This window comes from Mycobacterium sp. 852002-51613_SCH5001154 (assembly GCF_001667425.1).
Lineage (GTDB): Bacteria > Actinomycetota > Actinomycetes > Mycobacteriales > Mycobacteriaceae > Mycobacterium.
Window position 1 is genome coordinate 75488 of sequence record NZ_LZII01000034.1, and the last position, 25029, is coordinate 100516.

At 67.3% G+C, this 25029-nt stretch carries 21 protein-coding genes and 1 riboswitch; of the genes, 12 read left to right on the forward strand and 9 right to left on the reverse strand.

The window, feature by feature from the left end:
* Positions 1-4 precede the first annotated feature (4 nt).
* The 5 genes from A5750_RS08850 to ag85C all read left to right on the forward strand — a co-directional run bounded on the left by A5750_RS08850 (position 5) and on the right by ag85C (position 3917).
* The gene (locus A5750_RS08850; protein ID WP_067262112.1) at positions 5-502 is read left to right on the forward strand and encodes a metallophosphoesterase; all 498 of its coding nucleotides are present in this window, start codon (positions 5-7) and stop codon (positions 500-502) included.
* Between the two features lie 57 nt (positions 503-559).
* Positions 560-1021 (forward strand): MarR family winged helix-turn-helix transcriptional regulator, encoded by a 462-nt coding sequence (locus A5750_RS08855; protein ID WP_067262114.1) that lies wholly within the window; start codon positions 560-562, stop codon positions 1019-1021.
* Positions 1018-1833 carry an ATP-binding cassette domain-containing protein gene (locus tag A5750_RS08860; RefSeq protein ID WP_067262115.1) on the forward strand — a complete coding sequence of 272 codons (816 nt, stop codon included), beginning with the start codon at positions 1018-1020 and terminating at the stop codon, positions 1831-1833. The genes A5750_RS08855 and A5750_RS08860 overlap by 4 nt, the downstream gene beginning before the upstream one ends.
* Entirely contained in the window at positions 1823-2641 is an 819-nt protein-coding gene (locus A5750_RS08865) for an ABC transporter permease (RefSeq protein WP_066949499.1), read from the forward strand. Before A5750_RS08860 ends, A5750_RS08865 begins: the two co-directional genes overlap by 11 nt.
* Positions 2642-2876: 235 nt before the next feature.
* Positions 2877-3917: a diacylglycerol acyltransferase/mycolyltransferase Ag85C gene (gene ag85C / locus A5750_RS08870; protein ID WP_067262116.1), complete on the forward strand. Its 1041-nt coding sequence runs from the start codon at positions 2877-2879 to the stop codon at positions 3915-3917.
* 41 nt (positions 3918-3958) lie between these two features.
* On the opposite strand, the gene A5750_RS08875 is transcribed toward ag85C, so the two are convergent.
* From A5750_RS08875 to A5750_RS08890, 4 genes are all read right to left on the reverse strand, one after another.
* Positions 3959-4669: a YoaK family protein gene (locus A5750_RS08875; protein WP_067262117.1), complete on the reverse strand. Its 711-nt coding sequence runs from the start codon at positions 4667-4669 to the stop codon at positions 3959-3961.
* Positions 4670-4733: 64 nt separating this feature from the next.
* A complete protein-coding gene (locus tag A5750_RS08880; protein WP_067262118.1) occupies positions 4734-6083 on the reverse strand; it encodes a maltokinase in 1350 nt (449 codons plus the stop codon).
* Complete coding sequence (gene treS / locus A5750_RS08885) at positions 6080-7864, reverse strand: maltose alpha-D-glucosyltransferase (protein WP_066949496.1); 1785 nt, start codon at positions 7862-7864, stop codon at positions 6080-6082. Before treS ends, A5750_RS08880 begins: the two co-directional genes overlap by 4 nt.
* A gap of 121 nt (positions 7865-7985) precedes the next feature.
* The gene (locus A5750_RS08890) at positions 7986-9035 is read right to left on the reverse strand and encodes a S1C family serine protease (protein WP_067262120.1); all 1050 of its coding nucleotides are present in this window, start codon (positions 9033-9035) and stop codon (positions 7986-7988) included.
* A gap of 139 nt (positions 9036-9174) precedes the next feature.
* On the opposite strand from A5750_RS08890, the gene A5750_RS08895 reads away from it, so the two are divergent.
* Both A5750_RS08895 and A5750_RS08900 read left to right on the forward strand, forming a co-directional pair.
* The gene (locus tag A5750_RS08895) at positions 9175-9591 is read left to right on the forward strand and encodes a TIGR03668 family PPOX class F420-dependent oxidoreductase (protein ID WP_066949235.1); all 417 of its coding nucleotides are present in this window, start codon (positions 9175-9177) and stop codon (positions 9589-9591) included.
* Positions 9592-9744: 153 nt separating this feature from the next.
* A complete protein-coding gene (locus A5750_RS08900) occupies positions 9745-11904 on the forward strand; it encodes an elongation factor G-like protein EF-G2 (protein WP_067262122.1) in 2160 nt (719 codons plus the stop codon).
* Between the two features lie 12 nt (positions 11905-11916).
* Here the strand turns inward: A5750_RS08900 and A5750_RS08905 are convergent, their stop codons facing one another.
* Positions 11917-13482 (reverse strand): FadD7 family fatty acid--CoA ligase, encoded by a 1566-nt coding sequence (locus tag A5750_RS08905; RefSeq protein ID WP_066949494.1) that lies wholly within the window; start codon positions 13480-13482, stop codon positions 11917-11919.
* A 252-nt stretch (positions 13483-13734) separates the two neighbouring features.
* On the opposite strand from A5750_RS08905, the gene oxc reads away from it, so the two are divergent.
* The gene (gene oxc / locus A5750_RS08910) at positions 13735-15468 is read left to right on the forward strand and encodes an oxalyl-CoA decarboxylase (RefSeq protein WP_067262124.1); all 1734 of its coding nucleotides are present in this window, start codon (positions 13735-13737) and stop codon (positions 15466-15468) included.
* On the opposite strand, the gene A5750_RS08915 is transcribed toward oxc, so the two are convergent.
* Positions 15452-16384 carry a LysR family transcriptional regulator gene (locus A5750_RS08915; protein ID WP_067262149.1) on the reverse strand — a complete coding sequence of 311 codons (933 nt, stop codon included), beginning with the start codon at positions 16382-16384 and terminating at the stop codon, positions 15452-15454. The genes oxc and A5750_RS08915 overlap by 17 nt on opposite strands.
* 179 nt (positions 16385-16563) lie before the next feature.
* Between A5750_RS08915 and A5750_RS08920 the strand changes: the two genes are divergently transcribed.
* Complete coding sequence (locus A5750_RS08920; protein ID WP_067262126.1) at positions 16564-17319, forward strand: L,D-transpeptidase family protein; 756 nt, start codon at positions 16564-16566, stop codon at positions 17317-17319.
* A 115-nt stretch (positions 17320-17434) separates the two neighbouring features.
* Positions 17435-21025, forward strand: coding sequence for a carboxylic acid reductase (car, locus tag A5750_RS08925; protein WP_067262128.1), 3591 nt, complete (start codon positions 17435-17437; stop codon positions 21023-21025).
* Between the two features lie 11 nt (positions 21026-21036).
* On the opposite strand, the gene A5750_RS08930 is transcribed toward car, so the two are convergent.
* Positions 21037-21645 carry a hypothetical protein gene (locus A5750_RS08930; protein WP_067262150.1) on the reverse strand — a complete coding sequence of 203 codons (609 nt, stop codon included), beginning with the start codon at positions 21643-21645 and terminating at the stop codon, positions 21037-21039.
* A 128-nt stretch (positions 21646-21773) separates the two neighbouring features.
* Here A5750_RS08930 and A5750_RS08935 point away from each other — a divergent pair, with 128 nt between their 5' ends.
* Positions 21774-22736, forward strand: a complete 963-nt coding sequence (locus A5750_RS08935; protein WP_067262131.1) for an NADP-dependent oxidoreductase — start codon at positions 21774-21776, stop codon at positions 22734-22736.
* 73 nt (positions 22737-22809) lie between these two features.
* On the opposite strand, the gene A5750_RS25780 is transcribed toward A5750_RS08935, so the two are convergent.
* Positions 22810-23019 (reverse strand): hypothetical protein, encoded by a 210-nt coding sequence (locus tag A5750_RS25780; protein WP_067791583.1) that lies wholly within the window; start codon positions 23017-23019, stop codon positions 22810-22812.
* A 282-nt stretch (positions 23020-23301) separates the two neighbouring features.
* Positions 23302-23473, reverse strand: a riboswitch (M-box (ykoK) riboswitch).
* Positions 23474-23599: 126 nt separating this feature from the next.
* Here A5750_RS25780 and A5750_RS08940 point away from each other — a divergent pair.
* A complete protein-coding gene (locus tag A5750_RS08940; RefSeq protein ID WP_066957312.1) occupies positions 23600-24259 on the forward strand; it encodes an O-methyltransferase in 660 nt (219 codons plus the stop codon).
* Here the strand turns inward: A5750_RS08940 and A5750_RS08945 are convergent.
* The coding region (locus A5750_RS08945; RefSeq protein WP_197505387.1) for an SGNH/GDSL hydrolase family protein at positions 24256-25029 on the reverse strand (774 nt) is incomplete at its 5' end. The two genes, A5750_RS08940 and A5750_RS08945, sit on opposite strands and share 4 nt — an antisense overlap.

The following is a 25029-nucleotide window of genomic DNA, read 5'->3' on the forward strand; positions in this document are numbered from 1 at the left end:
GGTTGTGCGGCTGCTGCTGATTTCCGATACCCACGTCCCCAGACGCGCCCGCGACCTGCCCGCACGGATTTGGGATGAGGTGGACGCGGCCGACGTCGTCGTGCACGCCGGCGACTGGGTGGTGCCCGAGCTGCTCGACGAACTCGAAGCCAGGTCGGCCCGGCTGGTCGCCTGCTGGGGCAACAACGACGGGCCGGCACTGCGGGCCAGGCTGCCGGAACGGGCGGACGTGACCCTGGCGGGTGTGCGATTCACGGTGGTGCACGAGACCGGCGCGGCGACGGGCCGCGAAGCCCGGATGTCGCGGTTGTATCCCGACACCCACGTCCTGGTGTTCGGGCACAGCCACATCCCCTGGGACAGCCACACCGACACCGGCCTGCGCCTGCTCAATCCGGGCTCGCCGACGGACCGGCGCCGACAACCGTTCTGCACCTACATGACCGCCGACGTCGCCGACGGGACCCTCGCCGACATCGTCCTGCATCGCCTCCAGAGGTAACGGGTACATACCTTCTGCACAGCTTCCACACATATATAGCTCGGCTACAGAGGTATTATGGAACGGGTGAAGTCAAGTACCGACGTGGTCACCGAGGTGTTTCGCGTCGTCGGCAGATTTCGCCGGCAACTACGCCGGTCGGCCGGCCGCGGCTTCGATTCGTCGCGGCTGACCGAGTCGCAGTCCGAGCTGCTGTGGCTGGTGGGCCGGCGGCCGGGCATCTCGGTCAACGCCGCTGCCGCCGAGCTCGGGCTGGCCCCCAACACCGCCTCCACCCTGGTGTCCAAGCTGGTATCCGGCGGTTTGCTGATGCGCACCGTCGGGGACACGGACCGCAGGGTCGGCCGGTTACACCTCGCCGAGCCCGCCCAGCAGATCGTCGACGCGTCCCGGGCCGCGCGGCGAGCGGTGCTGGCCGAGGTGCTCGCCGAACTTGACGACGACCAAATCGAGGCTTTGACCAGAGGATTGGAGGTCATTGAGATGATGACCCAGACACTGCAGGAGCGACGGCCATGAGCGCATCACTGCCGATGGCGATCGATGCCAGGCACCTGACCTACCGGTACGGCCAGTTCACGGCCGTCAACGACGTGACGTTGCAGGTGCGGCCGGGCGAAACCATGGGCCTGCTCGGTCCGAACGGCGCCGGGAAGACGACCATGGTCCGGATGCTCACCACGCTGGCGCCGGTGCAACAAGGCGAATTGCGCGTCTTCGGTTTGGACGCGCGCCGCCAAACCACCGACATTCGCAGCAACATCGGCTATGTGCCGCAACAACTCTCGATCGAGCCCGCATTGACGGGCCGGCAAAACGTCGAATGGTTCGCGCGGCTCTACGGGGTCCCCCGGGCCGAGCGCTCCGATCGGGTCGGGCAGGCGCTGGCGGCCATGGACCTGCTTGACGTCGCCGACCGGATGGCCTCCGCCTATTCCGGCGGCATGGTCCGCCGTCTCGAGGTGGCGCAGGCGCTGGTGAACCGCCCGTCACTGCTGGTTCTCGACGAACCGACCGTCGGGCTGGACCCGATTGCGCGCGACGGCGTCTGGACACAGGTGCAGAAGATGCAGGCGCAGTTCGGGATGACCGTGCTGCTGACCACCCACTACATGGAAGAGGCCGACGCGTTGTGCGATCGCGTCGCGCTGATGCACCAGGGTGAGTTGCGGGCGGTGGGCACGCCGGCCAAGTTGAAGTCGACGGTGTCGCCGCGCGCAACCCTCGAGGACGTGTTCCGCCACTATGCCGCCTCGGGCTTGGAGGACGAGTCGGCGGGATCGTTCCGCGAAATCCGTTCTGCCAGAAAGGTTGCGCGCCGTGTCGGTTGATAACGCCATGCCGGGTACCCTGGTCCGGGCGCCCCGCGGATGGCAACGGGTCGGCGCCGTGTTGAGCCGCATCGGCGCGTTCGCGATCGTCGAACTGCAGAAGTTGCAGCACGACAGGACCGAGCTCGTCACCCGGATGGTGCAGCCGGCGCTGTGGCTGTTGATCTTCGGAACCACCTTCAGCCACCTGCACGTCATCCAGACCGGGTCGGTGTCCTACCTGGCCTTCCTGGCGCCGGGGATCATCGCCCAGTCGGCGCTGTTCATCTCGATTTTCTATGGGATACAGATCATTTGGGATCGGGACGCCGGTGTCCTGGCCAAGCTGATGGTGACGCCGGCGCCCGCGTCGGCGCTGATCACCGGCAAGGCGTTTGCGGCCGGGGTCCGCTCGGTGGCCCAGGTGGTCGGCGTGATGGCGTTGGCGTATCTGATGAATGTCGGCCTGACGGTCAACCCGCTGCGAATTCTGGCGGCGATGGCCGTCGTCATGCTCGGCGCCGCGTTCTTCGCCTGCCTGTCGATGACGCTGGCCGGCCTGGTGCGCAATCGGGATCGCCTGATGGGCATAGGCCAGGCGATCACGATGCCGCTGTTCTTCGCCTCCAACGCGCTGTACCCGGTCGACGTGATGCCGACGTGGCTGCACGTGTTGAGCAGGGTCAACCCGCTCAGTTACGAGGTCAACGCCCTACGGGGACTGCTCATCGGCACGCCCTTCAACCCGATGGACATCGTCGTGCTGGTGGTGGCCGCCGTGCTCGGAATCGCTGCGGCGTCAACGTTATTGCGCCGACTCGTCGCCTAGGGACGGCGGCCGGCGTTAGCCGATGCGCCGGCCGTTGGGAAGGCCGGCGTGCGGTTCCGATGGCCAATCGTGATCCAACGGTGACGATTCCGGGCTGACTCCCAATCGTTAGCCAACCGCGATGTGAAGCTTCGGCCGTGACAGGCGAATCGAGCCCTCCCCACGTGTTTGACTGCCCAGCGAACAGATTCGACCGCCGCACATGGCAGATGAAAGTTGGGATGGGTAGAGAGCTATGAAGTTCTTCGAAGAGTTGCGGAAGTTGCGTGGCGCCGCCGCGACCATGCCGCGCCAACTGGCGGTCGCGGCTGTGGGGGCTGCCCTGGTGTCTGGCCTCGTCACCGCCGCCGGCGGCGCGGCTACCGCGGGGGCGTTCTCGAAGCCGGGGCTGCCGGTGGAGTACCTGGAGGTGCCGTCACCGTCGATGGGCCGCAACATCAAGGTCCAGTTCGAGGGCGGCGGACCGCACGCGGTGTACCTGCTCGATGGCTTGCGGGCCCAGGACGACTACAACGGCTGGGACATCAACACCCCGGCCTTCGAGGAGTTCTACCAGTCCGGCCTGTCGGTGGTGATGCCGGTCGGAGGCCAGTCCAGCTTCTACAGCAACTGGTACCAGCCGTCGTCGAGCAATGGCCAGAACTACACCTACAAGTGGGAGACGTTCCTGACCCAGGAGATGCCGCTGTGGCTGCAGGCCAACAAGCAGATCTCGCCGGCCGGCAACGCCGTGGTGGGCCTGTCGATGTCCGGTGGCTCCGCCCTGATCCTGGCCTCTTACTACCCGCAGCAGTTCCCCTACGCCGCATCGCTGTCGGGCTTCCTCAACCCCTCCGATGGCTGGTGGCCGACGCTGATCGGCCTGGCGATGAGCGACTCGGGTGGCTACAGCGCCAACAGCATGTGGGGTCCGTCCACTGACCCGGCGTGGAAGCGCAACGACCCGATGCTGCAGATTCCGCGGCTGGTCGCCAACAACACCCGGATCTGGGTGTACTGCGGCAACGGGACCCCCAGCGACCTCGGCGGCGACAACATGCCGGCCAAGTTCCTGGAAGGCCTCACGCTGCGTACCAACCAGCAGTTCCAGAACACCTACGCGGCCGCGGGCGGACGCAACGGCACGTTCAACTTCCCGGCCAACGGGACGCACTCATGGCCCTACTGGAACCAGCAGTTGCTCGCCATGAAGCCCGACATCCAGCAGGTGCTGCTGGCCAGCAACACCACCGCTCAACCGGCCCAACCGGCACCACCGGCACAACCGGCCGCCTGAAACCCGCCGAGCCAGCATCGGCAGTAGCGCACCGGTCAGCGCTACTGCCGATGCTTTTTGTCGGACCGTTGCATCAACAGAGCGCGCCGGTCCTGGTGAAAGTAGGTGTACCCGGTCGTTACCGCACAAAGGGACGTGGCCATCACCAGCATCCAGGTCCCGTTGACGACCACACTGATGAAGCCGCCCACCGCCGCGCCCACGACAAAGCTGGCGAACAGCAGGAAGTAACCGAGCCAGTCCGAGACGTTTCCACCGCCGGCGATGTGGCGCTCGATGCCCTGGCCCATCTTGACGGTCGTGCCGGTCACATAGCTCAACGGCACCGAAACCTCGCCATCTTTGACAAAAGAGGTGTTCAACGCCCCGGTACCAAACGCCAGCAGCATCATCGGCAAGAAATCGACGAAATTTTCCTCCCAGCCCTCATCGAGGACGTCGACAACGGTGGCGGCCGCCAAACTGAAGGTGGTCAGCACCGTCGGGCCGTGCGGATGGTCCACCCAGAAAAATCGTCGGCACAGCGACGCAACGACAACGCCGGCAACGAACGCCGCGATCAGGAACCCGGCGCTTGCGGCCAGCCACCCTTGCCCCGTGAAGTAACCGAGCACGGCGCGTTGGGCGTTACCGGTGATGAAAACCACGAAGTAGCCCGCGGAGTGGGTGAAGGAGATCGCGCCGACCACACCGGCCAACACCGCCAGCACCCACGACAACCGCGCTTCGCTATTAAAGGTTTCGCTCGCCACGCTGACATGCTGTCAGACGCCGGGCGCCCCCGCAGGGCACGCATAGCGAATTCCTATCCCGCACCTATGAGGCGGTGAGCCGGGCGATGGAGCGCAGCGGGATCGGCAGCCAACCGGGCCGGTGCCGCGCCTCATAGCCGGCCTCATACACGGCCTTATCGAGCTCGTAGGCGGCCAGCAGCTCGGCCGAGTCACGCGGGTCGGTGCCCGACGCGGCGGCGTAGCCCTCGCAGAACGCGGTCCGGTTCCGTTCGACCCACTCCCGGGCGCGGGCCGCCAGTTGCTTGTCGGCCGCCTGGTCCACCAGGGGTCCGTACGCGGCGTATTCGAAGGACCGCAGCACACCTGCCACGTCGCGCAGCGGTGAATCCGGCGCCCGCCTCTCGTCGAGCGGCTGCCCCGGTTCGCCCTCGAAGTCGATCAGCAACCAGCTTTCGGGCGTGCGCAGCACCTGCCCGAGGTGCAGGTCCCCGTGTACCCGCTGGACGGTGATCGTCTGCCCGGCGAGTTTGGCGAATCGCTCCTCGATGGTGGCCGCGTACTCCTGCAGCTCGGGCACCTTCGCCACGGTCGACGAAAGCCGCGCCAGCACGGTGTCGACCGGGAAGGCCGACTGCGCCGTTCCGAGGGACTCGGCCAGCGTGGCGTGCACGGACGCCACGGCCTCGCCGAGCCGGCAGGATTCGCCGGCGAAGTCACCGCCGACTTCGTAGGCATACAGGTCACCTTCCGCGAACAAGTCGCGAACGCTGGCGGTGGCCATCGCCCACCCTTCCGCGGCGTTGGACGCGAACTCGGTCACCATGCCGAGCGGCCACGCCTCATCGTCCGTTCCGTCCGGGGCGGCCATCTCGTAGGTGCCGAGCAGCCGGGCCACGTGCGGGTTGCCCGCGCGGCCCAGCACCCGGTTCAGTTCGATGTCCGGGTTGATGCCGCTGCTGACGCGGCGGAACGCCTTGAAGATCGCGTCCCGATCGAAGATCACGCTGGTATTGCTCTGTTCGGCGTCGGAGACGTGCGGCATCGCCTCCAGCGGCAACACCGCGTCGGGTTCCTTGACGAACCTCACTTCGGTGCCCGACGCGGTTCGAACGTCCGACGAATCGATCAACGACAGCAGGAACTGCGGCGCCTCGGTGTCGTACAGGCCGTCGAAACCGGTGCGGTCACCGGCGGCGCCGATGGTGGCCACGGTGCTGTATTCGGAGACCGGCGCGGTATCCCACCGCACGATCACCTGGTAACGCTCGGACGAGCCGTCGGCATACTGGGCGTCGACCAGGACCAGGTCGAGGTCCTCCCGTAGCGGGACGACCACGGCGGCCTCGGCGGAGGTCAGTTCTCGATTGCGCCCGGCGTACCACCGCTGCTGTGGGAGCCAGTCCGACCAGGGCAACTTGGCTGGCTCAGTCATGTGCGCCGCTCCTCTTCATCCTCACATGCGGTCAGCTGGAACCAGTAGAACCCGTGCCCAGGCAACGTCAGCAGGTAGGGCAGGTGCCCGATCCGCGGAAATTCGACGTGCCCGGTGAGTTCCACCGGCGTGCAACCGCTCCAGTGCTGCAGATTCAGTTCGATCGGCTGAGGGAACCGCGACAGGTTGTTGACGCACAACACCGTGTCGCCCCCGTCGGGCACCTGGCGCACGAACGCCAGTACCGACGGATTGGAGCCCCCTAGCTCCTCGAATGTGCCGATCGCGAAGGCCTCGTGGCGGCGCCGCACCGCCAGCATCACGCGGGTGAAGTTCAGCAGCGACGTGGACGTGTCGCGTTGGGCCTCCACGTTGACGGCCTGATAGCCATAGACCGAGTCCTGGCTGGGCGGCAGGTAGAGCCGGCCCGGGTTGGCCTTGGAGAACCCGGCGTTGCGGTCCGGTGTCCACTGCATCGGGGTGCGCACGCCGTCGCGATCACCCAACCAGATGACGTCGCCCATGCCGATCTCGTCGCCGTAGTACAGCACCGGCGAGCCGGGCAGCGACAGGAGCAGCGCGGTGAACAACTCGATCTGGTTGCGGTCGTTGTCGAGCAGCGGCGCCAGCCTGCGCCGGATTCCGACGTTCGCCTTCATCCGGGGATCCTTGGCGTACTCGGAGTACATGTAGTCACGTTCCTCGTCCGTGACCATCTCCAGCGTCAACTCGTCGTGGTTGCGCAGGAAGATTCCCCATTGCGCCATGTCGGGGATTTCCGGCGTTTGCGCCAGGATCTCCGAGATCGGAATGCGCGACTCCCGGCGAACCGCCATGAAAATGCGCGGCATCAGCGGGAAGTGGAACGCCATGTGGCATTCGTCGCCGCCGGTGCTGGTATCGCCGAAGTATTCGACCACGTCGGCCGGCCACTGGTTGGCCTCGGCCAGCAGCACACGGCCCGGGAACTCGTCGTCGATGACCTTACGGACGCGCTTGAGGAAGGCATGCGTCTCGGGCAGGTTCTCGCAGTTGGTGCCCTCCCGTTCGAACAGGTAGGGCACCGCGTCCAGGCGGAACCCGTCGATGCCCAGGCCCAGCCAGAAGCGCAGCACGTCGATCATCGCTTCCTGTACCGCCGGGTTTTCGTAGTTCAGGTCCGGCTGATGCGAGAAGAACCGGTGCCAGTAGAACTGTTTGCGCACCGGGTCGAAGGTCCAATTGGACTCCTCGGTGTCGACGAAGATGATGCGGGCATCGGTGTACTTCTCGCTGGTGTCGCTCCACACGTAGAAGTCGCCGTACGGGCCGTCCGGGTCGTGCCGCGACTCCTGGAACCAGGGGTGCGAATCCGAGGTGTGGTTCATGACCAGGTCGGTGATGACCCGGATGCCCCGCTCGTGCGCGGCGTTGAGCAGCGCGACGAAATCCTCGACTGTGCCGAACTCGGGCAGCACCTTGTAGAAGTCCCGGATGTCGTAACCACCATCACGAAGCGGCGAGTCGTAAAACGGCGGCAACCAGATGCAGTCGATGCCCAGCCACTGCAGGTAGTCCAGGCGCCCCAGGAGTCCGCGCAGGTCGCCCGACCCGTCCGCGTTGGCGTCGAAGAACGCCCGCACCAGCACTTCGTAGAAAACGGCGTGCTTGAACCATGTCGGGTCGGTGGGCAGCGCGGCGGCGTTGTCGAAGTCATCGGATTCGGGGTGTTCGACGACCCCGTCCTGGACGTGACTGCCCCCTCCGGGATGGTGTTCGACAGCTTCTCTTGCGTCGTTCATCAAATCCACGATGCCACGGGTACCCGAGGCGCGACATTCGGAATCACACCTACTGACATGTGACGAAACAAGCCCGGCGCCAAGGGAATTGGCCACCCGCCGGGCATCGTCGACATGGGGATCAGGCTGGAGGTCCGTCCGCCAGCGTCACGTTCGTGGTGCGGTCGCCGCCCCCGGCGGAGCGGTAGCGCACCGTGATGTTGTCGCCGGGGTGGTGCGGGACGAGCACCTCGGTCATCGACGTGGCACCGGTGATCGCGACGTTGTCAACCCCGGTGATGACGTCGCCGGGGGAGATCCCGGCCGCCGCCGCGGGGCCGCTGGTGACCACGCGCTCGACGCGCGCGCCGTTGCCGTTGCTGTCGGTCACCCCCAGGCCGAGGAACGCGGTCGGGCCGATGTGCACGGTGTTCGACCCGGCGCCCGACCTGATCTGCCCCGCCACGCCCATCGCCCTGCCGATCGGAATGGCGAAGCCCTGCCCGCCGCCCGACATCTTGTAGTTATCAGTGGCGGCGGTGTTCACTCCCACGACCTGCCCGGCGTTGTTGACCAGCGGACCGCCGGAGTCGCCGGGGCGAATCGGTGTGTCGGCCTGAATCAACCCGCCCAGCGACTCGTTGGCGCCGGTCAGCGTGTCGGTCGCCGAGACGGACTGGTTGAGCGCGATGACCTTGCCGGACACCGCGCTGGGCGTTCCGCCCTGGCCGCCGGCGTTGCCCATCGCGACGACCGGCTCGCCCACCGACACGCCGCCGCCGATCGCCGCGGTCGGAAGGCCGGCCCCGCCGCGGAGTTGCAACACCGCGATGTCCTGGGTGCGGTCATATCCGACGACGTCGACGGCGTACGTCTGCCCGTCGCCGACGTCGAACGCGCTGATATCCGTCGCCCCGGAGATCACGTGATTGTTGGTCAACACGACACCGTTGGGGTCGATGACGATGCCGGTCCCGGCGCCCACCGCGTTGTTGTAGCCGAACTTGGTGCTGATGTTGACCACCTGCGGCCCCACCTGGCCGACCAATGCCGCCGCGTCGACCGGAGCCTGCGGCCGCGGGAACGGCGATGCGACCGCTGGTACGGTGCCCAGGCCGAGGCCCAGTCCGACCACGGCCAGCACGCTGATCAACCACGACCACGAAACCGAGCGGTGGTGCGATTTGCTCATCCGTCACCCTTCCTGCTTTGCGGTAACACCAAACTGTCCCGGCCTTGCGGTTCTGGGCGGCACAATGATGTGTATATAACCGTAATGCAGGTAGCTATTCATGGCAGTGGCAAGGTTCCAATCCGCCTAGGCTGACACGGTGGGCGAATTCGACCCCAAGGCCAGCTTCACCCGATCGCCGGTGGCCCGGCTGGCCACGATCGCGCCCGACGGCTTCCCCCACCTGGTGCCGGTGGTATTCGCGGTCGCTGAGGCCGCTCCCGACGTGGTGTACACGGCCGTCGACGCGAAACCCAAGACGACGCGGCGACTGCGGCGGCTGGCCAACATCGAAAAGAACCCCCACGTGAGCCTGCTCGTCGACCATTACGCCGACGATTGGACGCGGCTGTGGTGGGTGCGGGTGGACGGTGCGGCCAGCATCCATGCCGACGGGCCCGCGATGGAGTCCGCATACCGGCTACTGCGCGCCAAATACCCTCAGTACCAATCCGTCCCGTTGGACGGGCCGGTGATCGCGATCGCGGTGCACCGCTGGTCGAGCTGGCACGCCTGAGATCCGACACCCCCTGCCCCGCCGGGCCGGCGCAAATGTGGCTCGCCCGTGGCCTTGTGTTGGGCCGCGGTTGGGGGAAAAGTTGCCTCTAGCCCCTGTGAGCTAGGACACACCGCGCTGGGCGCACCCACCGGGGAGAACTGGAGGAAGGACATGGCGGACAAGGCGAATGCCTCCCAGGGCGCGACGGCCGCCCCCACCGCGAACGGTCCCGGCGATGTCCGCAACATCGTCCTGGTGGGGCCCTCGGGTGGCGGCAAGACCACCTTGGTCGAGGCGCTGTTGGTCGCCGGCGGGGTGCTGAACAGAGCGGGTTCCGTCACCGACGGCAGCACGGTATGCGACTACGACGACGCCGAGATCCGCCAGCAGCGGTCCGTCGGCGTTGCCGTCGCTTCCCTGGCGCACGACGGCATCAAGATCAATCTGGTCGATACCCCGGGATACGCCGATTTCGTCGGCGAGTTGCGGGCCGGCCTGCGCGCGGCGGACTGCGCGCTGTTCGTGATCGCTGCCAACGAGGGCGTCGACGAACCCACCAAATCGCTGTGGCAGGAATGCGATCAGGTCGGCATGCCCCGCGCCGTGGTGATCACCAAGCTCGACCACGCCCGGGCCAACTACTCCGAGGCGTTGGCCGCCGCGCAGAACGCGTTCGGCGACAAGGTGTTACCGCTATACCTGCCGAGCGGCCTGCCGTCTTGCGAAGGTTTGATCGGTTTACTGTCGCAGACCCGCTACCAGTACGCCGACGGCAAGCGGACCATGCAACCGCCCGATCCATCCGACGCGGAGAAGATCGAGGAGGCGCGCGGGACCCTCATCGAAGGCATCATCGAGGAGTCCGAGGACGAATCGCTGATGGATCGCTACCTCGGCGGTGAGTCCATCGACGAGGCGGTGCTCATCGAGGACCTGGAGCGGGCCGTCGCCCGGGGGTCGTTCTTCCCGGTGATCCCCGTATGCAGCAGCACCGGCGTCGGCACGCTCGAACTGCTGGAGGTCGCCACGCGCGGATTCCCGTCCCCGATGGAACACCCACTCCCGGAGGTGTTTACACCGCAGGGCGCCCCGCACGCGACGCTGACCTGCGACGCGGACGCACCCCTGCTCGCGGAGGTGGTGAAGACGACGTCGGACCCCTACGTCGGAAGGGTCAGCCTGGTCCGGGTGTTCTCCGGGACCATCAGGCCCGACACGACGGTCCATGTGTCGGGCCATTTTGCGTCGTTCTTCGGGGCGGTCAACGGGAACGGCAGCACGCACCCCGACCACGACGAAGACGAGCGCGTCGGAGTCCTGTCCTTCCCGCTGGGCAAGCAGCAGCGCCCCGCACCGGCGGTGGTGGCCGGCGACATCTGCGCAATCGGCAAGCTGAGCCGGGCCGAAACCGGCGACACCCTCTCGGACAAGGCGGAGCCGCTCGTGCTGAAACCGTGGACGATGCCCGAGCCCCTGCTGCCGGTGGCGATCCAGGCGCACGCCAAGACCGACGAGGACAAGCTGTCGGTCGGGCTCGGGCGGCTGGCCGCCGAAGACCCGACGCTGCGCATCGAGCAGAACCAGGAGACCCACCAGATCGTGTTGTGGTGCATGGGTGAAGCCCACGCGGGTGTCGTCCTCGACGCGCTGGCCAATCGGTACGGCGTCACGGTCGACACCGTCGAGCTCCGGGTGCCGCTGCGAGAAACGTTTGGCGGCAAGGCAAAAGGCCATGGTCGTCACGTCAAGCAGTCCGGCGGGCACGGTCAATACGCGGTGTGCGACATCGAAGTGGAGCCGCTGCCCGAGGGCTCCGGATTCGAATTCCTCGACAGGGTGGTCGGCGGGGCGGTGCCGCGGCAATTCATCCCGAGCGTGGAGAAGGGCGTGCGCGCGCAGATGGAGAAGGGCGTGCACGCCGGTTACCCCATGGTCGACATTCGGGTCACGCTGCTCGACGGCAAGGCACACAGCGTCGACTCCTCGGATTTCGCGTTCCAGATGGCGGGCTCCCTGGCGCTGCGTGAGGCGGCCGCGGCGACCAAGGTGAGCCTGCTAGAGCCCATCGACGAGATCTCGGTGCTGGTGCCCGACGATTTCGTGGGTGCGGTGATGGGCGACCTGTCGGGCCGTCGTGGTCGCGTGCTCGGTACCGAGACCGCCGGCCACGAACGCACCTTGGTCAAAGCCGAGGTGCCGCAGGTGGAGTTGACGCGCTACGCGATCGACTTGCGCTCACTGGCCCATGGGGCGGCATCGTTCACCCGGGCCTTCTCCCGCTACGAACCGATGCCGGAAACCGCGGCCACTCGGGTGAAGGCCAGCGTCTGAGCTCATAAGTCGCTACGCCCCGAATCGCTGGGCGACGGCGCGGCGATCCAGTGATCCTTTGGCGGTGTGCGGCAGCTCCGTCGCCTGCCGGAAGCTGCCCGGCACTTCGAAGGGGGCCAGCCGGTCGCGGGCGAACGCGGCCAGTTCGTCGGCGGTCGGTGCGGCCGGTCCGCGGGGAACGATCACCGCTGCCACCGTCTCCCCGTACAGCTTGTCCGGCATCCCGAAGACGGCCACCTCCAGCACGCCGGGGTGGCTGCCCAGCACGCCCTCGACGCGTTCCGGGGAGATCTTCTCGCCGCCCCGGTTGATGAGCTCCTTGATCCGCCCACGGATGATCAGTTCACCGGCCGCCGACAGCGTTCCCAGGTCACCGGTGCGCAACCACCCGTCGGTGAAATTGGCTGCGGTGATCGCCGGGTCGCCCAGGTAGCCCCGGACCACGGTGGGTCCGTGCAGCCACACCTCACCGACCTCCCCCGTAGGCACCGGCCGGCCGTCGGTCCCGACGATTCTGATTTCCGGCCCTGTCGAGCGACCAACGAGACCCGGTGTGGCAGCCGGGTTTTCGGCGTGGCCGATTTCTGTCGTGGCGACCTGGTGGGTGGCTTCGGTCATGCCGAAGGCGCACACTACCGGGGCCGAGAACGTGTCCTGCAGCGCCTGCGCCGTTTCGGCGGTGAGGGGGGCGCTGCAGCTGCGGATGAACCGCAATCCGGCCTCGCCCGGTCGGTCGGTTTCGGCCCGCTCCAACAAGATCTGGTGAATGGTCGGCACCGCCGTGTACCAGGTGGCGCGGACGGCGCCGATGTCGTCCCAGAAGGTGTGGGCCGAGAACCGTCCCCGCGCGGGCAGCAGCACCGCTCCCCCGGACACCAGGGTCCCCAGCAGCGCGGCCAGAAGCCCGTGACCGTGGTAGAGCGGCATCACCGCCACCGTGGCGTCGCTGGGGCTCAGCCCGTAACCGGCGATGATGGCCCGCACCGAGGCGGCGATGTTGCCGCGGGTCCAGGGGACCATCTTCGGCACCCCGGTGGTGCCGCCGGTGAACATGATCATCGCGTCGTCGTCGCGCATCCCCTCCGGCGTCGAAAAGTGTTGTGCCGGAGCTGCGGTCACGTCCAAGCGCACCGTCGGGGTGCCGACCGTCACCGCGAGCGGCCACCACGGCAGGCCCGGTTTTTTCTGATCGGCGGGCGCGTCGCCGTCGATGAGCACCGCCCGGGCGCCCACCGCCTCGCTGCGGGTGCGCTGGTCGCCGACCGGAAGGGCCGGGTCCAGCGGGACCGCGACCAGGTCGGCCCGCGAGGCGGCCAACAGTCCGACGACGAATTCCGCGTTGCTCCCGGAGCGCAGCGCGACGCGATCGCCCGGCCGCAGCCCGGCCCGCTTCAACTGCGCGGCCAGGTCGTCCACGAGCCGGAGCAGATCCTGGTAGCTGACCGGTGCGCGGTCGGAGGTGGCGACCAGCGCGGGCGCCCCCGGGGAGCGGCGTGCCGCCTCCTCGACCAAATCGGCGATGCGTGGGCCCGACGTCTCCGCCGTGGCATGGCTGCCGATGATCGCCTCAGGTTTCATCGCCGCGCTCCTTGTCTCTTCGTCGTCCACCTGCTCGAACCATGCCGGGTGGCCGTCCCGCGCGTCCAATATCGATTCGCTCACGACCGATAACCGCTGGCTATCGACGCCGCGGAACCCGGCCGGCCAGCACCGATAGACGGCGTGAATCGCGGCATAGCGGCTTGGTCTTGGACACCCGCGGGGCGGCCGCGCCAGAGTATGGGCTGAGGCTTTTACCTCACCTCCGACCACACATGAGGAGTCGGCACCATGACCGCAGTTTCGGCATCTCCGGGCCAGGAGCACGAGCCCACTCGCTTGATCGACGGCTTCCACCTGGTGGTGGAAGCGCTCAAGGCCAACGACGTGGACACCATCTACGGGATCGTCGGCATCCCGATCACCGACCTCGCCCGCGTCGCTCAGGCGTCCGGAATCCGATACATCGGCTTCCGGCAAGAGACGTCGGCCGGTAACGCCGCCGCCGCAGCCGGATTCCTGACCCGCCGACCCGGCGTGTGCCTCACGACATCGGGGCCCGGTTTCCTCAATGGGTTGCCGGCACTCGCCAACGCCACGGCGAACTGCTTCCCGATGATCCAGATTTCGGGCTCCAGCAACCGGGCGCTGGTCGATTTGCAACGCGGTGACTATCAGGAAATCGACCAGCTCAACGCCGCACGGCCGTTCGCGAAGGCGGCCTATCGGATCAGCCGGGTCGAGGACGTCGGGCGCGGCGTCGCGCGTGCCATCCGCACCGCGATCTCCGGCCGTCCCGGTGGCGTTTACCTCGACATCCCCGGCGACGTGTTGGGTCAAGCCATGGACGCCGCGGCCGGTGCGGAGACGGTCTGGCGGATCGTCGACCCCGCGCCCCGGCAGCTGCCGGCGCCCGACGCGGTCGAGCGCGCGCTGCGGGTGCTGGCGCAGGCGCGGCGACCCTTGATCGTGCTCGGCAAGGGCGCGGCATATGCCCAAGCCGACAACGTGATTCGCGAGTTCGTCGAGGCCAGCGGCGTTCCTTTCCTGCCCATGTCGATGGCCAAGGGGTTACTCCCCGACTCCCACCCGCAGTCCGCCGCGGCCGCCCGCTCGCTCGCGGTCGCACGCGCGGACGTCGTGTTGCTGGTCGGCGCCCGGCTGAACTGGCTACTCGGCCACGGGGACTCGCCGCAATGGTCCGCCGGCGCCAAGTTCATCCAGGTCGATATCGCCCCGTCGGAGTTCGACAGCAACCAGCCGATCGCCGCGCCCCTGGCCGGCGACATCGGCTCGGTGATGTCGGCGCTGCGCGACGGCCTGGCCGCCCACCCCCTCGCGGTGCCCGCCGAATGGACCAAGGAGCTGGCCGAGCGCACCGCCCGCAACGACGCCAGGATGCGCGAGCGCCTGACCGAAAACCCCCATCCCATGCGCTTTTACAACGCGCTGGGTGCGATCCGCGCTGTGCTGCAGGAAAACCCGGACGCTTACGTGGTCAACGAGGGAGCCAACGCCCTGGACCTGGCCCGCAACGTCATCGGTATGGAGGTGCCGCGGCACCGCCTCGACACGGGAACATGGGGCGTCATGGGCATCGGCATGGGCTACGCCATTGCGGCCGCCGTCGAAACCGGTGACCCCGTGATCGCGATCGAGGGTGATAGCGCGTTCGGCTTCAGCGGGATGGAAATCGAGACCATTTGCCGCTACCGGCTTCCGGTGACCGTCGTCATTCTCAACAACGGCGGTATCTACCGCGGCGACGAAGCAGCGCGGGGATCTGATCCGGCGCCCACCGTCCTCAACGCGCGGGCCCATCACGAGCTGCTCGCGGAAGCCTTCGGCGGCAAGGGATATCACGTCACCACCCCGGCGGAGCTGCAGTCGGCGCTGTCCGAGTCGATCGGCTCTCGGATGCCGTCGATCATCGACTGCGAGCTCGACCCGGCGGCCGGGGTGGAAAGCGGGCATCTGGCGAGCCTGAACCCGACCAGCGCGGTAGCGGTCAGCGCCCGTGGGTGATTCGCGATAACTGCGCGTCGAAGAACTCGTCCAGCGACAGCTGCGCCGCGGAGGAGGCGAGCGCGCGGGCGATGGGCGACCCCGGCCCGGCGGAATTGGTGGCCAGCGCGACGTCGGCCTTGAGCACCGGGTCGACCATTTCCACCGCGCGCACCTCCCGCCCCAGCGGCGACGTCCACAACCAGGTGTGCGGCACGATGCATACCCAGTTCCCGGCGGCGACCTGAGCGAACAGCGAAGCGACGGAGTCGGTTTCGACCTGCGGAGTCACTTCGATGGCATGGTCGGCGAAAGCCTTGTCGATGATCTGGCGGTCCCGCATCTCGGGTGTGAGCAACGCCAGCGGCAACTGCGCGGCCTCCGGCCAGGTCATCGTCGAGGCCCCGGATCCCAGCATGTCCGCGGGCGACAACAACACATAGTGCTCCTCGTAAAGCGGCACCAGGTTCACGTCGTGGGCCTCGTCGGGCGCCGCGTGCACGATCGCGGCGTCCAGTTCGAATTCGCGTAGCCGCCGGTACAGTTCGGTGCCGGACAACCGGGAAAGGATGTGCACCTTCGCCAACGGGTGCGCCGAACAGAACGCCGAGAGCACCAGGGAGGCGGTCGTCGAGGCGGTGGGGACCGTGCCCAGCCGCAGCATCCCGGTGATGCCAGAGCGCACGGCATGCACCTCGGACTTGAAGGCGTCGTGCTCGGCGAGAATCCTCTTGGCCCACACCACCAACCGCTCGCCCTCAGGTGTGAGGCCCTCGAAGCTGTGCCCGCGATTGATCAGCGTGACGTTCAATTCCCGCTCCAGCTTGGCGATCGCGGCGGAAAGCGCGGGTTGGGATACGAAGCACTTTTCGGCCGCGCGGGCGAAGTGGCGCTCCTGCGCGACCGCGACGAAGTACTCCAGCTGACGGAAGAGCACCCGCACCTCCTCGCCCTCCGGGCAGTGATTTCTGAGGCTAACGCGTCGCTAGGCCGCCAGCCAATCCAGCGGGCCGAGGGGCGACCGGCGAAGCCACAAATGTTTGCTGAAAGCGACAACGCGGGTACAGCCGGTAGAATACAGTCGTGTTAATCGCACCATCTCGAAGGGCGGACGCTATGGTTCGTGGTGTTCGTTATCTATTTGTTATGGTCGCGATCACGGCGATCGGCCTGGTCGCGCCGATCGGTCGCAGCCACGCGTCAATCCCGGTACCACCGCCCACCCCGGCGATTGCCTCGGTTTTGCCGGCCAACGGCGCGGTGGTCGGCGTGGCGCACCCGGTCGTGGTGACGTTCACCGCACCGATCACGGATCGAGGCGCCGCCGAGCGGTCCATCCACGTCACGTCGCCGAACAACACGCCCGGACACTTCGAGTGGGTCGAGAACAACGTCGTGCAATGGGTGCCGAACCAGTACTGGCCGGCCCACACCCACGTTTCGGTGGGCATTCAGGCCCTGACCACGGGCTTCGACACCGGTGACGCGTTACTCGGTGTCGCCAGCATCTCCGCGCACACCTTCACCGTCAGCCGAAACGGAGAAGTGCTGCGCACCATGCCGGCGTCGATGGGCAAGCCCAGTCGGCCCACGCCCATCGGCAACTTCACCGCCCTGGAAAAGCAGCGCACCGTGGTCATGGACTCGCGCACCATCGGCATCCCACTCAGCTCGCCCGAGGGGTACAAGATCACCGCCTCATATGCGGTTCGCGTCACCTGGAGCGGCGTCTACGTGCACTCGGCACCCTGGTCGGTCGACTCGCAGGGTAATGCCAACGTGAGTCATGGCTGCATCAATCTCAGTCCCGACAACGCCGCCTGGTACTTCAACCAGGTCAACGTCGGCGATCCCATCCAGGTCGTGGCATAGCGGCGCTGCCCGCGCCCTCCGCTCGCCGGTGTGACAACCGTCACAACCATTGAACGGAAGACTGGCCCGCAACGGTCGGTTCCCGGTAGACGAGGATCCGAACGGGAGGCTGGCCATGACCGGTGATGCGGAACAACAAGAATCCACCATCGAGGGTTCGATCAGTCCGGTACGGAAGCGGGTTGCCGAACGTATTCGCCAACTGGACGCGACGGACGAACAGTTCCGCAGCACCAAACCGAATGCCGCACTGCAACGAGCGGCGCGCGAACCGGAGCTTCGCCTTACACAGATCCTGCAGACCTTCGTCGAGGGCTATGCCGATCGTCCGGCGCTGGGTTGGCGGGCACGGTCGCTGGTCGCCGATCCCGCGACCGGCCGCACCACCGCGCAGCTGCTCCCCCGGTTCGACACCATCAGCTACCGAGACCTGTGGGCGAACGTGGGCGCGATCGCCAGCGCCTGGCAGCACGACGCCGCCGATCCGGTGATGCCTGGAGACTTCGTCGCCACAGTGGGTTTCGCCAGCGCGGAATACCTGACCCTCGACCTGGGGTGTGCCTATCTCGGCCTGGTGGCGGTGCCGCTGCAGCACAATGCGGCGGCCTCACGGTTGCAGCCGATCGTCGCCGAGGTGGAGCCGCGGGTGCTCGCGGCTGGTGCCGGCTACCTGGATCTGGCCGTCGAGGCAGCGCTGGGCAGCACGTCGTTGCGGCGCGTGGTGGTTTTCGACTACTCCCCCCAAATCGACGATCAGCGCGAGGCTTTGGAGCGCGCTCGCGTGGAGCTGTCGGCGGCCGGGATGGCGGTGACGATCGAGACGTTCGACGAGTTGATCGAGCGGGGCCGCACCCTGCCGCCCGAGCCGGCATACACCGGTGACACCGATCAACGCCTGGCCATGATCATGTACACCTCGGGGAGCACCGGACTGCCCAAGGGCGCGATGTACACCGAGCGCATGCTGTGCAAGCTGTGGACCAACGAGCTGATGCCCGACTTCGCGGACACGCCCGTGTTCAACGTCAACTTCATGCCGCTCAATCACCTCGGTGGCCGGATACCGTTGTCGACCGCGTTCCAAGCGGGCGGCACCAGTTACTTCGTTCCCGAAAGTGACCTGTCCACGCTGTTCGACGACTGGAACCTGGTGCGCCCCACCGAAATGGGGTTGGTGCCGCGGGTTGCGGAGATGCTCTACCAGCGCTACCAAAGCGCCGTCGACCGGCGGGTCTTCCAGGGGACCGACCCGGCGTCCGCCGAGGCCGAAGCGCGGGCTGAGTTGCGCGAGCAGGTTTTGGGCGGACGCATCATCACCGCGTTCTGTGGCACCGCGCCGCTTGCGGCGGAGATGCGCAGTTTTGTGGAGGCCTGCCTGGACGTGCACGTCCTCGACGGCTACGGCCTGACCGAGGTCGGGATGGTGACCAAGGACGGCCGGATCGCCGCGCCGCCGGTTCTGGGATACAAGCTCATCGACGTTCCCGAACTGGGTTATTTCCTTACTGACAAACCTTTCCCGCGGGGCGAGCTGCTGGTCAAATCGCTGACCGCGACGCCCGGATACTTCAAGCGCCCGGATGTCACCGCCAACGCCTTCGACGAACAGGGCTACTACCGGACCGGGGACGTAATGGCCGAGCTGGAGCCGGGCCGGCTCGCTTACGTCGATCGGCGCAACAACGTATTGAAGCTCGCCCAAGGCGAATTCGTCGCCGTCGCGCGCCTGGAGGCCGTGTTCAGCAGCGCGGCCCTGGTTCGCCAGATCTTCGTCTACGGCAACAGCGAACGCCCGTACCTGTTGGCGGTCGTGGTCCCGACCGCCGACGCGCTGGACAGGTTCGCCGGCGACGGCGACGGGCTCAAGGCCGCCCTGCGCGAATCACTGCGCCAGTCAGGCAAACTCGCCCAGCTGCAGTCCTACGAGGTGCCCGTCGACTTTCTCGTCGAGGCCGAGCCGTTCAGCGAGGACAACGGGCTGCTGTCCGGGGTGGGCAAGTTGCTCCGGCCGAAGCTCAAGGAGCACTACCGCGAACGGCTCGAGCAGTTGTATGCGGAGCTGGCAACCAACCGGGTGACGGAGCTCCGGGCGCTGCGCGAGGGGGTGGCCGACCGTCCGGTCATCGACACGCTGGCTCGCGCCGCCGAAGCGCTGCTCGGCCTGGCCGGCGGCCCGCCCGAACCCGATGCCCTGTTCATCGAACTCGGCGGAGATTCCCTGTCGGCCTTGACCTTCTCCAACCTGCTGCGAGACATCTTTGACGTCGAGGTGCCGGTCGGCATGATCATCGGCCCGGCCACCGATTTGGGCCAGCTTGCGGAATACGTTGAGGCCGAACGCCGAACGGGGTCCAGGCGAACGACATTCGGGTCGGTGCACGGGCGGGACGCCACCGAGGTCCGCGCCGCTGACCTCACCCTCGACAAGTTCATCGACGCGAAAACATTGGCCGGCACCCCGGCCTTGCCGCGAGCCACCGGCACCCCGCGCATCGTCCTGTTGACCGGCGCCAACGGTTATCTGGGCCGCTTCCTGTGCCTGGAATGGCTGGAGCGGCTCGCCGAGACGGGCGGAAAACTGGTCTGTCTCGTGCGTGGCACCGACGCGGCGGCCGCCACCAAGCGGCTGGAGGATGTCTACCGCAGCGGCGATCCGCATCTGGTCGAGCGGTTCCGCGAGCTCGCGGCCGAACATCTCGAGGTCGTCGCCGGCGATATCGGTGAACCGAATCTGGGGCTGGACCAGCCAACGTGGGACGGGCTGGCCCGCACCGTGGACTTGATCGTCCACCCGGCGGCGCTGGTCAACCACGTCCTGCCCTACGATCAGCTGTTCGGGCCCAATGTCGTTGGCACCGCCGAGGTTATCCGCCTGGCGATCACCACCCGCATCAAACCGGTGACCTACCTGTCGACGGTCGCGGTGGCCATGTCCGTCGATCCGGCCGACTTCAAAGAGGACGGCGACATCCGCACGATCAGCCCGGTCCGGCCGGTCGACGGCAGCTACGCCAACGGGTACGCCAACAGCAAGTGGGCCGGCGAGGTGCTGCTGCGCGAGGCGCATGACCTGTGCGAGCTTCCCGTCGCCGTCTTCCGGTCCGACATGATCCTCGCCCACAGCCGCTACGCCGGACAGCTGAACGTGCCGGATGCCTTTACGCGGCTGATCTTCAGCTTGCTCGTCACCGGCATCGCACCGTCGTCGTTCTACGAGACCACCGACGCCGGTGGCCGGGCCGTCGCACATTACGACGGGCTGCCCGCCGACTTCGTGGCCGAAGCGGTGACCGCGCTCGGCGAGCAGATCGCGACCGCCGCCGACGACACGGGATCCGTCGGGGTGTTTCGCTCCTATGACGTGATGAACCCGCACGACGACGGGATCTCGCTGGACGTGTTCGTGGACTGGCTGATCGCCGACCGTCACGACATCCGGCGCATCGACGACTACGACGAGTGGCTCGGTCGCTTCGGCACCGCGCTTCGGGCTCTACCGGACAAGCAGCGCCAACAGTCCGTACTGCCGTTGCTGGATGCTTACCGGAAGCCGGAGAGGCCGCTGCGTGGCGCGCCGGCCCCGACCGAGGTCTTCCGCGCAGCGGTCCAGGCCGCCAAACTCGGTGCGGACAGAGACATTCCGCATCTGTCGGCGGACTTGATCGCCAAGTATGTTTTCGATCTGCGATTGCTCGGCCTGCTGTAGACGCGGCGCGCCTAGCCGGGCAGCGCCTTCTTGATGGCGGCGTCCTGCTTGCGCCCGATATCGACGGCCACGGCCGGATTGATCGGATCGCCAGGCGCGCTGTGGAATTCGAGGTTCACCAGCGCTCTGCCCTCGCTGAACAGCAACACCGTCACCGATTGCGCTGTGTCGGGCGATGTGCCGGAGATGATGGTCCCGTTGGAGCCGACGTCGATCGGCTGCCACGTGCCGTTGACCGTGCCGCCGTAATTGGCTCGGGTCCTGTCGATTCCGGCCGCTGCCGTCGCGGGATCGGCGACGATGAGGATGCTGTCGCCGATTCGACGGCTGTGGTCGGCGCTCGCGAACAGCTGAGCCACACCGGGCGCATTGTTGGGGTTCAGCACGGGCGGTTGCGGGGCGGTGAGATCGCCGCCGATGTCGGCCGGCTTGATCAGGAGTGCGCTGTAATCCATGGGTTGGCCCGGCGACGGGCTGGAGACGCTGGAACTCATAGAGCGCGCAGCGGAACTCGAGTCAGTGGGGGACGCGTTGTTGCCGCCCCCGCAGCCGGCAAGCGTCGCGCCGGCCATGACGGTGGCGACCGCCCATCCAGCGGCATCGATGCGAGCAACCTCCATGGCCATTCCTTCCACGTCCTGGCCGGCGGCGCACTCGAACGTGTGCCCGCGCGACGGTCAGTGGGTACCCGTTTTCCAGCGCCTATGCTGGCGTCGGTGGCCATGGGTGCGGCGGGGAGGAGATCGAGATGACGGTTGCGACTGCGCGCGCCGTTCGGTTCGACCGGTACGGGGACCGCGAGGTGTTGTACGTGGCGGACATCGACATGCCCGTCCCCGCGGCCGGTGAGGTGGTCGTCGAGGTCCGCGCCGCCGGGATCAACCCCGGCGAGGCCGCCATCCGAACCGGGGCGATACATGAGATGTTTCCCGCTACGTTTCCGTCCGGCGAGGGCAGCGACCTCGCCGGCGTGGTGACCGCGCTAGGCCCCGGGGTCACCGAATTCTCGGTCGGCGACGAGGTTTTGGGGTTCAGCTTGCGCCGCTCCAGCCACGCGACCCATGCCGCGGTGCCGGTCGGCCAGCTGATTCGCAAACCGGCCCAACTCAGTTGGGAGGTCGCGGGTTCGCTGTACGTAGTCGGCGTGACCGCGTACGCGGCCGTCCGCGCGGTGGCGCCGCAACCGGGTGAGACCGTGGCCGTCTCGGCGGCGGCGGGCGGGGTGGGCAGCCTCGTCGTGCAACTTCTGGTGCTGCGCGAGGCGCGGGTGCTCGGCATCGCCGGACCGGGCAACGCCGACTGGCTGCGGGCTCACGGCGTCACCCCGATCCCTTATGGCGACGGCCTGGCCGAGCGGCTGCGCGAAGCGGCGCCCACCGGGATCGACGCGTTCATCGATCTGTTCGGCCCCGACTACGTGCAGCTCGCCGTCGACCTCGGCGTCGCACCCGAACGAATCGACACCATCATCTCGTTCCAGAAGGCCGGCGAAGTCGGCGCCAAGACCGAAGGCAGCGCCGAGGCTTCGACCCCGGAGGTGCTGGCCGAGATGGCCGACCTCGTCGTCAGCGGCACCATCGATTTCGAGGTCGCCGCCACCTATCCGCTGGATCGGGTCGCCGACGCCTACGAACAATTGGAGAAGCGGCACACCCGCGGCAAAATCGTTCTGCTGCCGAACGATTCGATCCATAGCAGAGCCATCCCGTAGTTCTGCCCGCCCCAACGCGCCGGCGCCGACGGCCTCGGAAGAGACGAGGGTCGTGGTGTTCTCGTGGAATCCGTCACCGCCGGTTGCCGGTCGAAGCGTGCCCGCCCAGCGAGGCGGTGACGACCGCGATCGGCATCCGTGACACGTACAGGTTGGCCCGCTCCTGGGGAGTCAGGGTGGTCCGCGCGTGCACCTTGCCGACCAACAGCCGCGCCGAGCGGAGCAACGCCCGTCCGCGCCCCCCGGTCCGACCGTGAACGCGGTGTGTGACAACAAAAGCCATGATCTTCTCCTTTGGGAAGGTCCGATCGGCTCAGCTCATGGCGCGGGGTCAGGGGCGGCAGCTCGCGGGCAGGCATTGCGCGCGAATCACCGGAACGCCCGTGAAAGCTCAGGCGGCAGAAGGAATGCCGGAACCGGATCGGGACAAGACGGAATTGGGATACGGACTATCGCTTGGACTGGTCTCGCTCATCTCGCCCTCACCTCCTCACGGCCACGACACACGCGGGTGTCACACATCACCTGAAACGGGAGAGGCACGAACGCCGGCGACGTGCCGGCCGGCGCACCCCTCTCGTCGGAGCTTCGGCACTGCACGGCGTATCCGAAACTTCCGGAAGCCACTTGGGCTCAACCCTTGGGTCCGGGAAGAGCTGTCCTGACCCGGGGCGTCTCTCGACGTTCGGGGTCAGTGGCCTGTGTCCATGCAGACGCCTCACCTACCGAGGTGCTTGCGAAACCCTTTCTACACCGCGGTTCAGGGCCCGTCAAACTGATTGACATATCCCTTACGGCGGCTCACCGCCGCTCCGACCTGCGCGCGGTCGGTCGCCGGCCACCGCGCGCCTACCCTCGACAGCATGGCCAACACTCTGCAAGATCCGAAGGTCGCGACCGTGCTCGACCGCATGTATACCGAAGCGAAGAACCAGATGTCGCTGTTACGTCAGCGGCATGGCGACTTCGACCGGCCGATGACGGCGCAGGAGCGCGCCGACGCGATGAGCGAGTTCTACATCCCGGTCACTCCCGAAGCGGGCCGGCTGCTGTACGCCCTGGTGCGTGCGACCCGCCCGGGCACCGTCGTCGAGTTCGGGATGTCGTTCGGCATCTCCGCGCTCCACCTGGCGTCGGCGGTGCGGGACAACGGCGCCGGGCGGGTGGTGACGACCGAACTCAACGACAGCAAGATCGCCGCCGCTCGGAAGACGTTCGCCGAAACCGGCCTGGACGAGGCGATCACCATCCTCGAAGGGGACGCGCTGGCCACGCTGGCCGAGCTGGACGGGCCGATCGACTTCGTCTTGCTGGACGGTTGGAAGGACCTCTATCTGCCGGTGATCGAGCTGCTCGAACCGCGGTTGTCGACGGGCGCATTGGTGGTGGCCGACAACACCAGCGCCGCAGACACCCAGCCGTATCTGGACCGGGTGCGCAATCCCGCGAACGGCTACGTCAGCTTCAACTTTGCGGTACGGGACAGCGACAGCATGGAAATCAGCTGCCGCACCGGCGATTAGCGCAGGGATTCCTCGAGCCACGGCGTCAACCACTTCACCCCTTCGGGGGTGAGGTGTACGCCGTCGCTGCGCACCTTGATGCCGTCGACCTTGGCGGTGTAAACGCCGTCCGGACAGAGCTTTTTGTTCAGGTCCAGGATTTGCACATTCGGATGGTGGCTGACGGTCTTGCGCAGCATGGTGTTCCACAGGTTCACCCGGTCGGGCTGATCCTCCGGATACAGCCGGCCGTCCGGCTTTTCGCCACCCCTGCTGTACGGCACGGTGGCGACCACCACTCGAACGCCGGTGGAGCTGACGATGTTCAGCGCCCGCTCCAGCTCGCCGTTGAGATACGCGTCGAAGGTGGGGTCCCCGATGTGTGTCCATTGCCCCTCGTTGACGCGGTCGACGGTTTCCCAGCGGCCGATGATCAGCAGCGCGACGTCCGGCTGGTCCTGGCTGACCTGTTTCGACCATCGAATCGGCCAGCCGTCGCATTCGGCTCTCTGCTCCAGGGTTTGGCCGATGTACCGATACGGCGTGCCGCGCACCAGGCTGCAGCCGATGACGGTGTGGTCGAGGAACGCGAATCCCGGCGTGGGTGGCAGGTAGTGCATCCATGTCCACCCGATCGAATCGCCGAACACCGAAACGGTGAAGGGCCGGTTGGGGTCCCGGGGGCGGCCGGGCGGGGGGCTGCCGCCCCGCGGGGGCGGCGATACCGCTGCGCCCCCAGCGACTCCCCGCGGCAGTGCCGCCACCCGCCGGCCCGGGGCGGGCCGAACCGG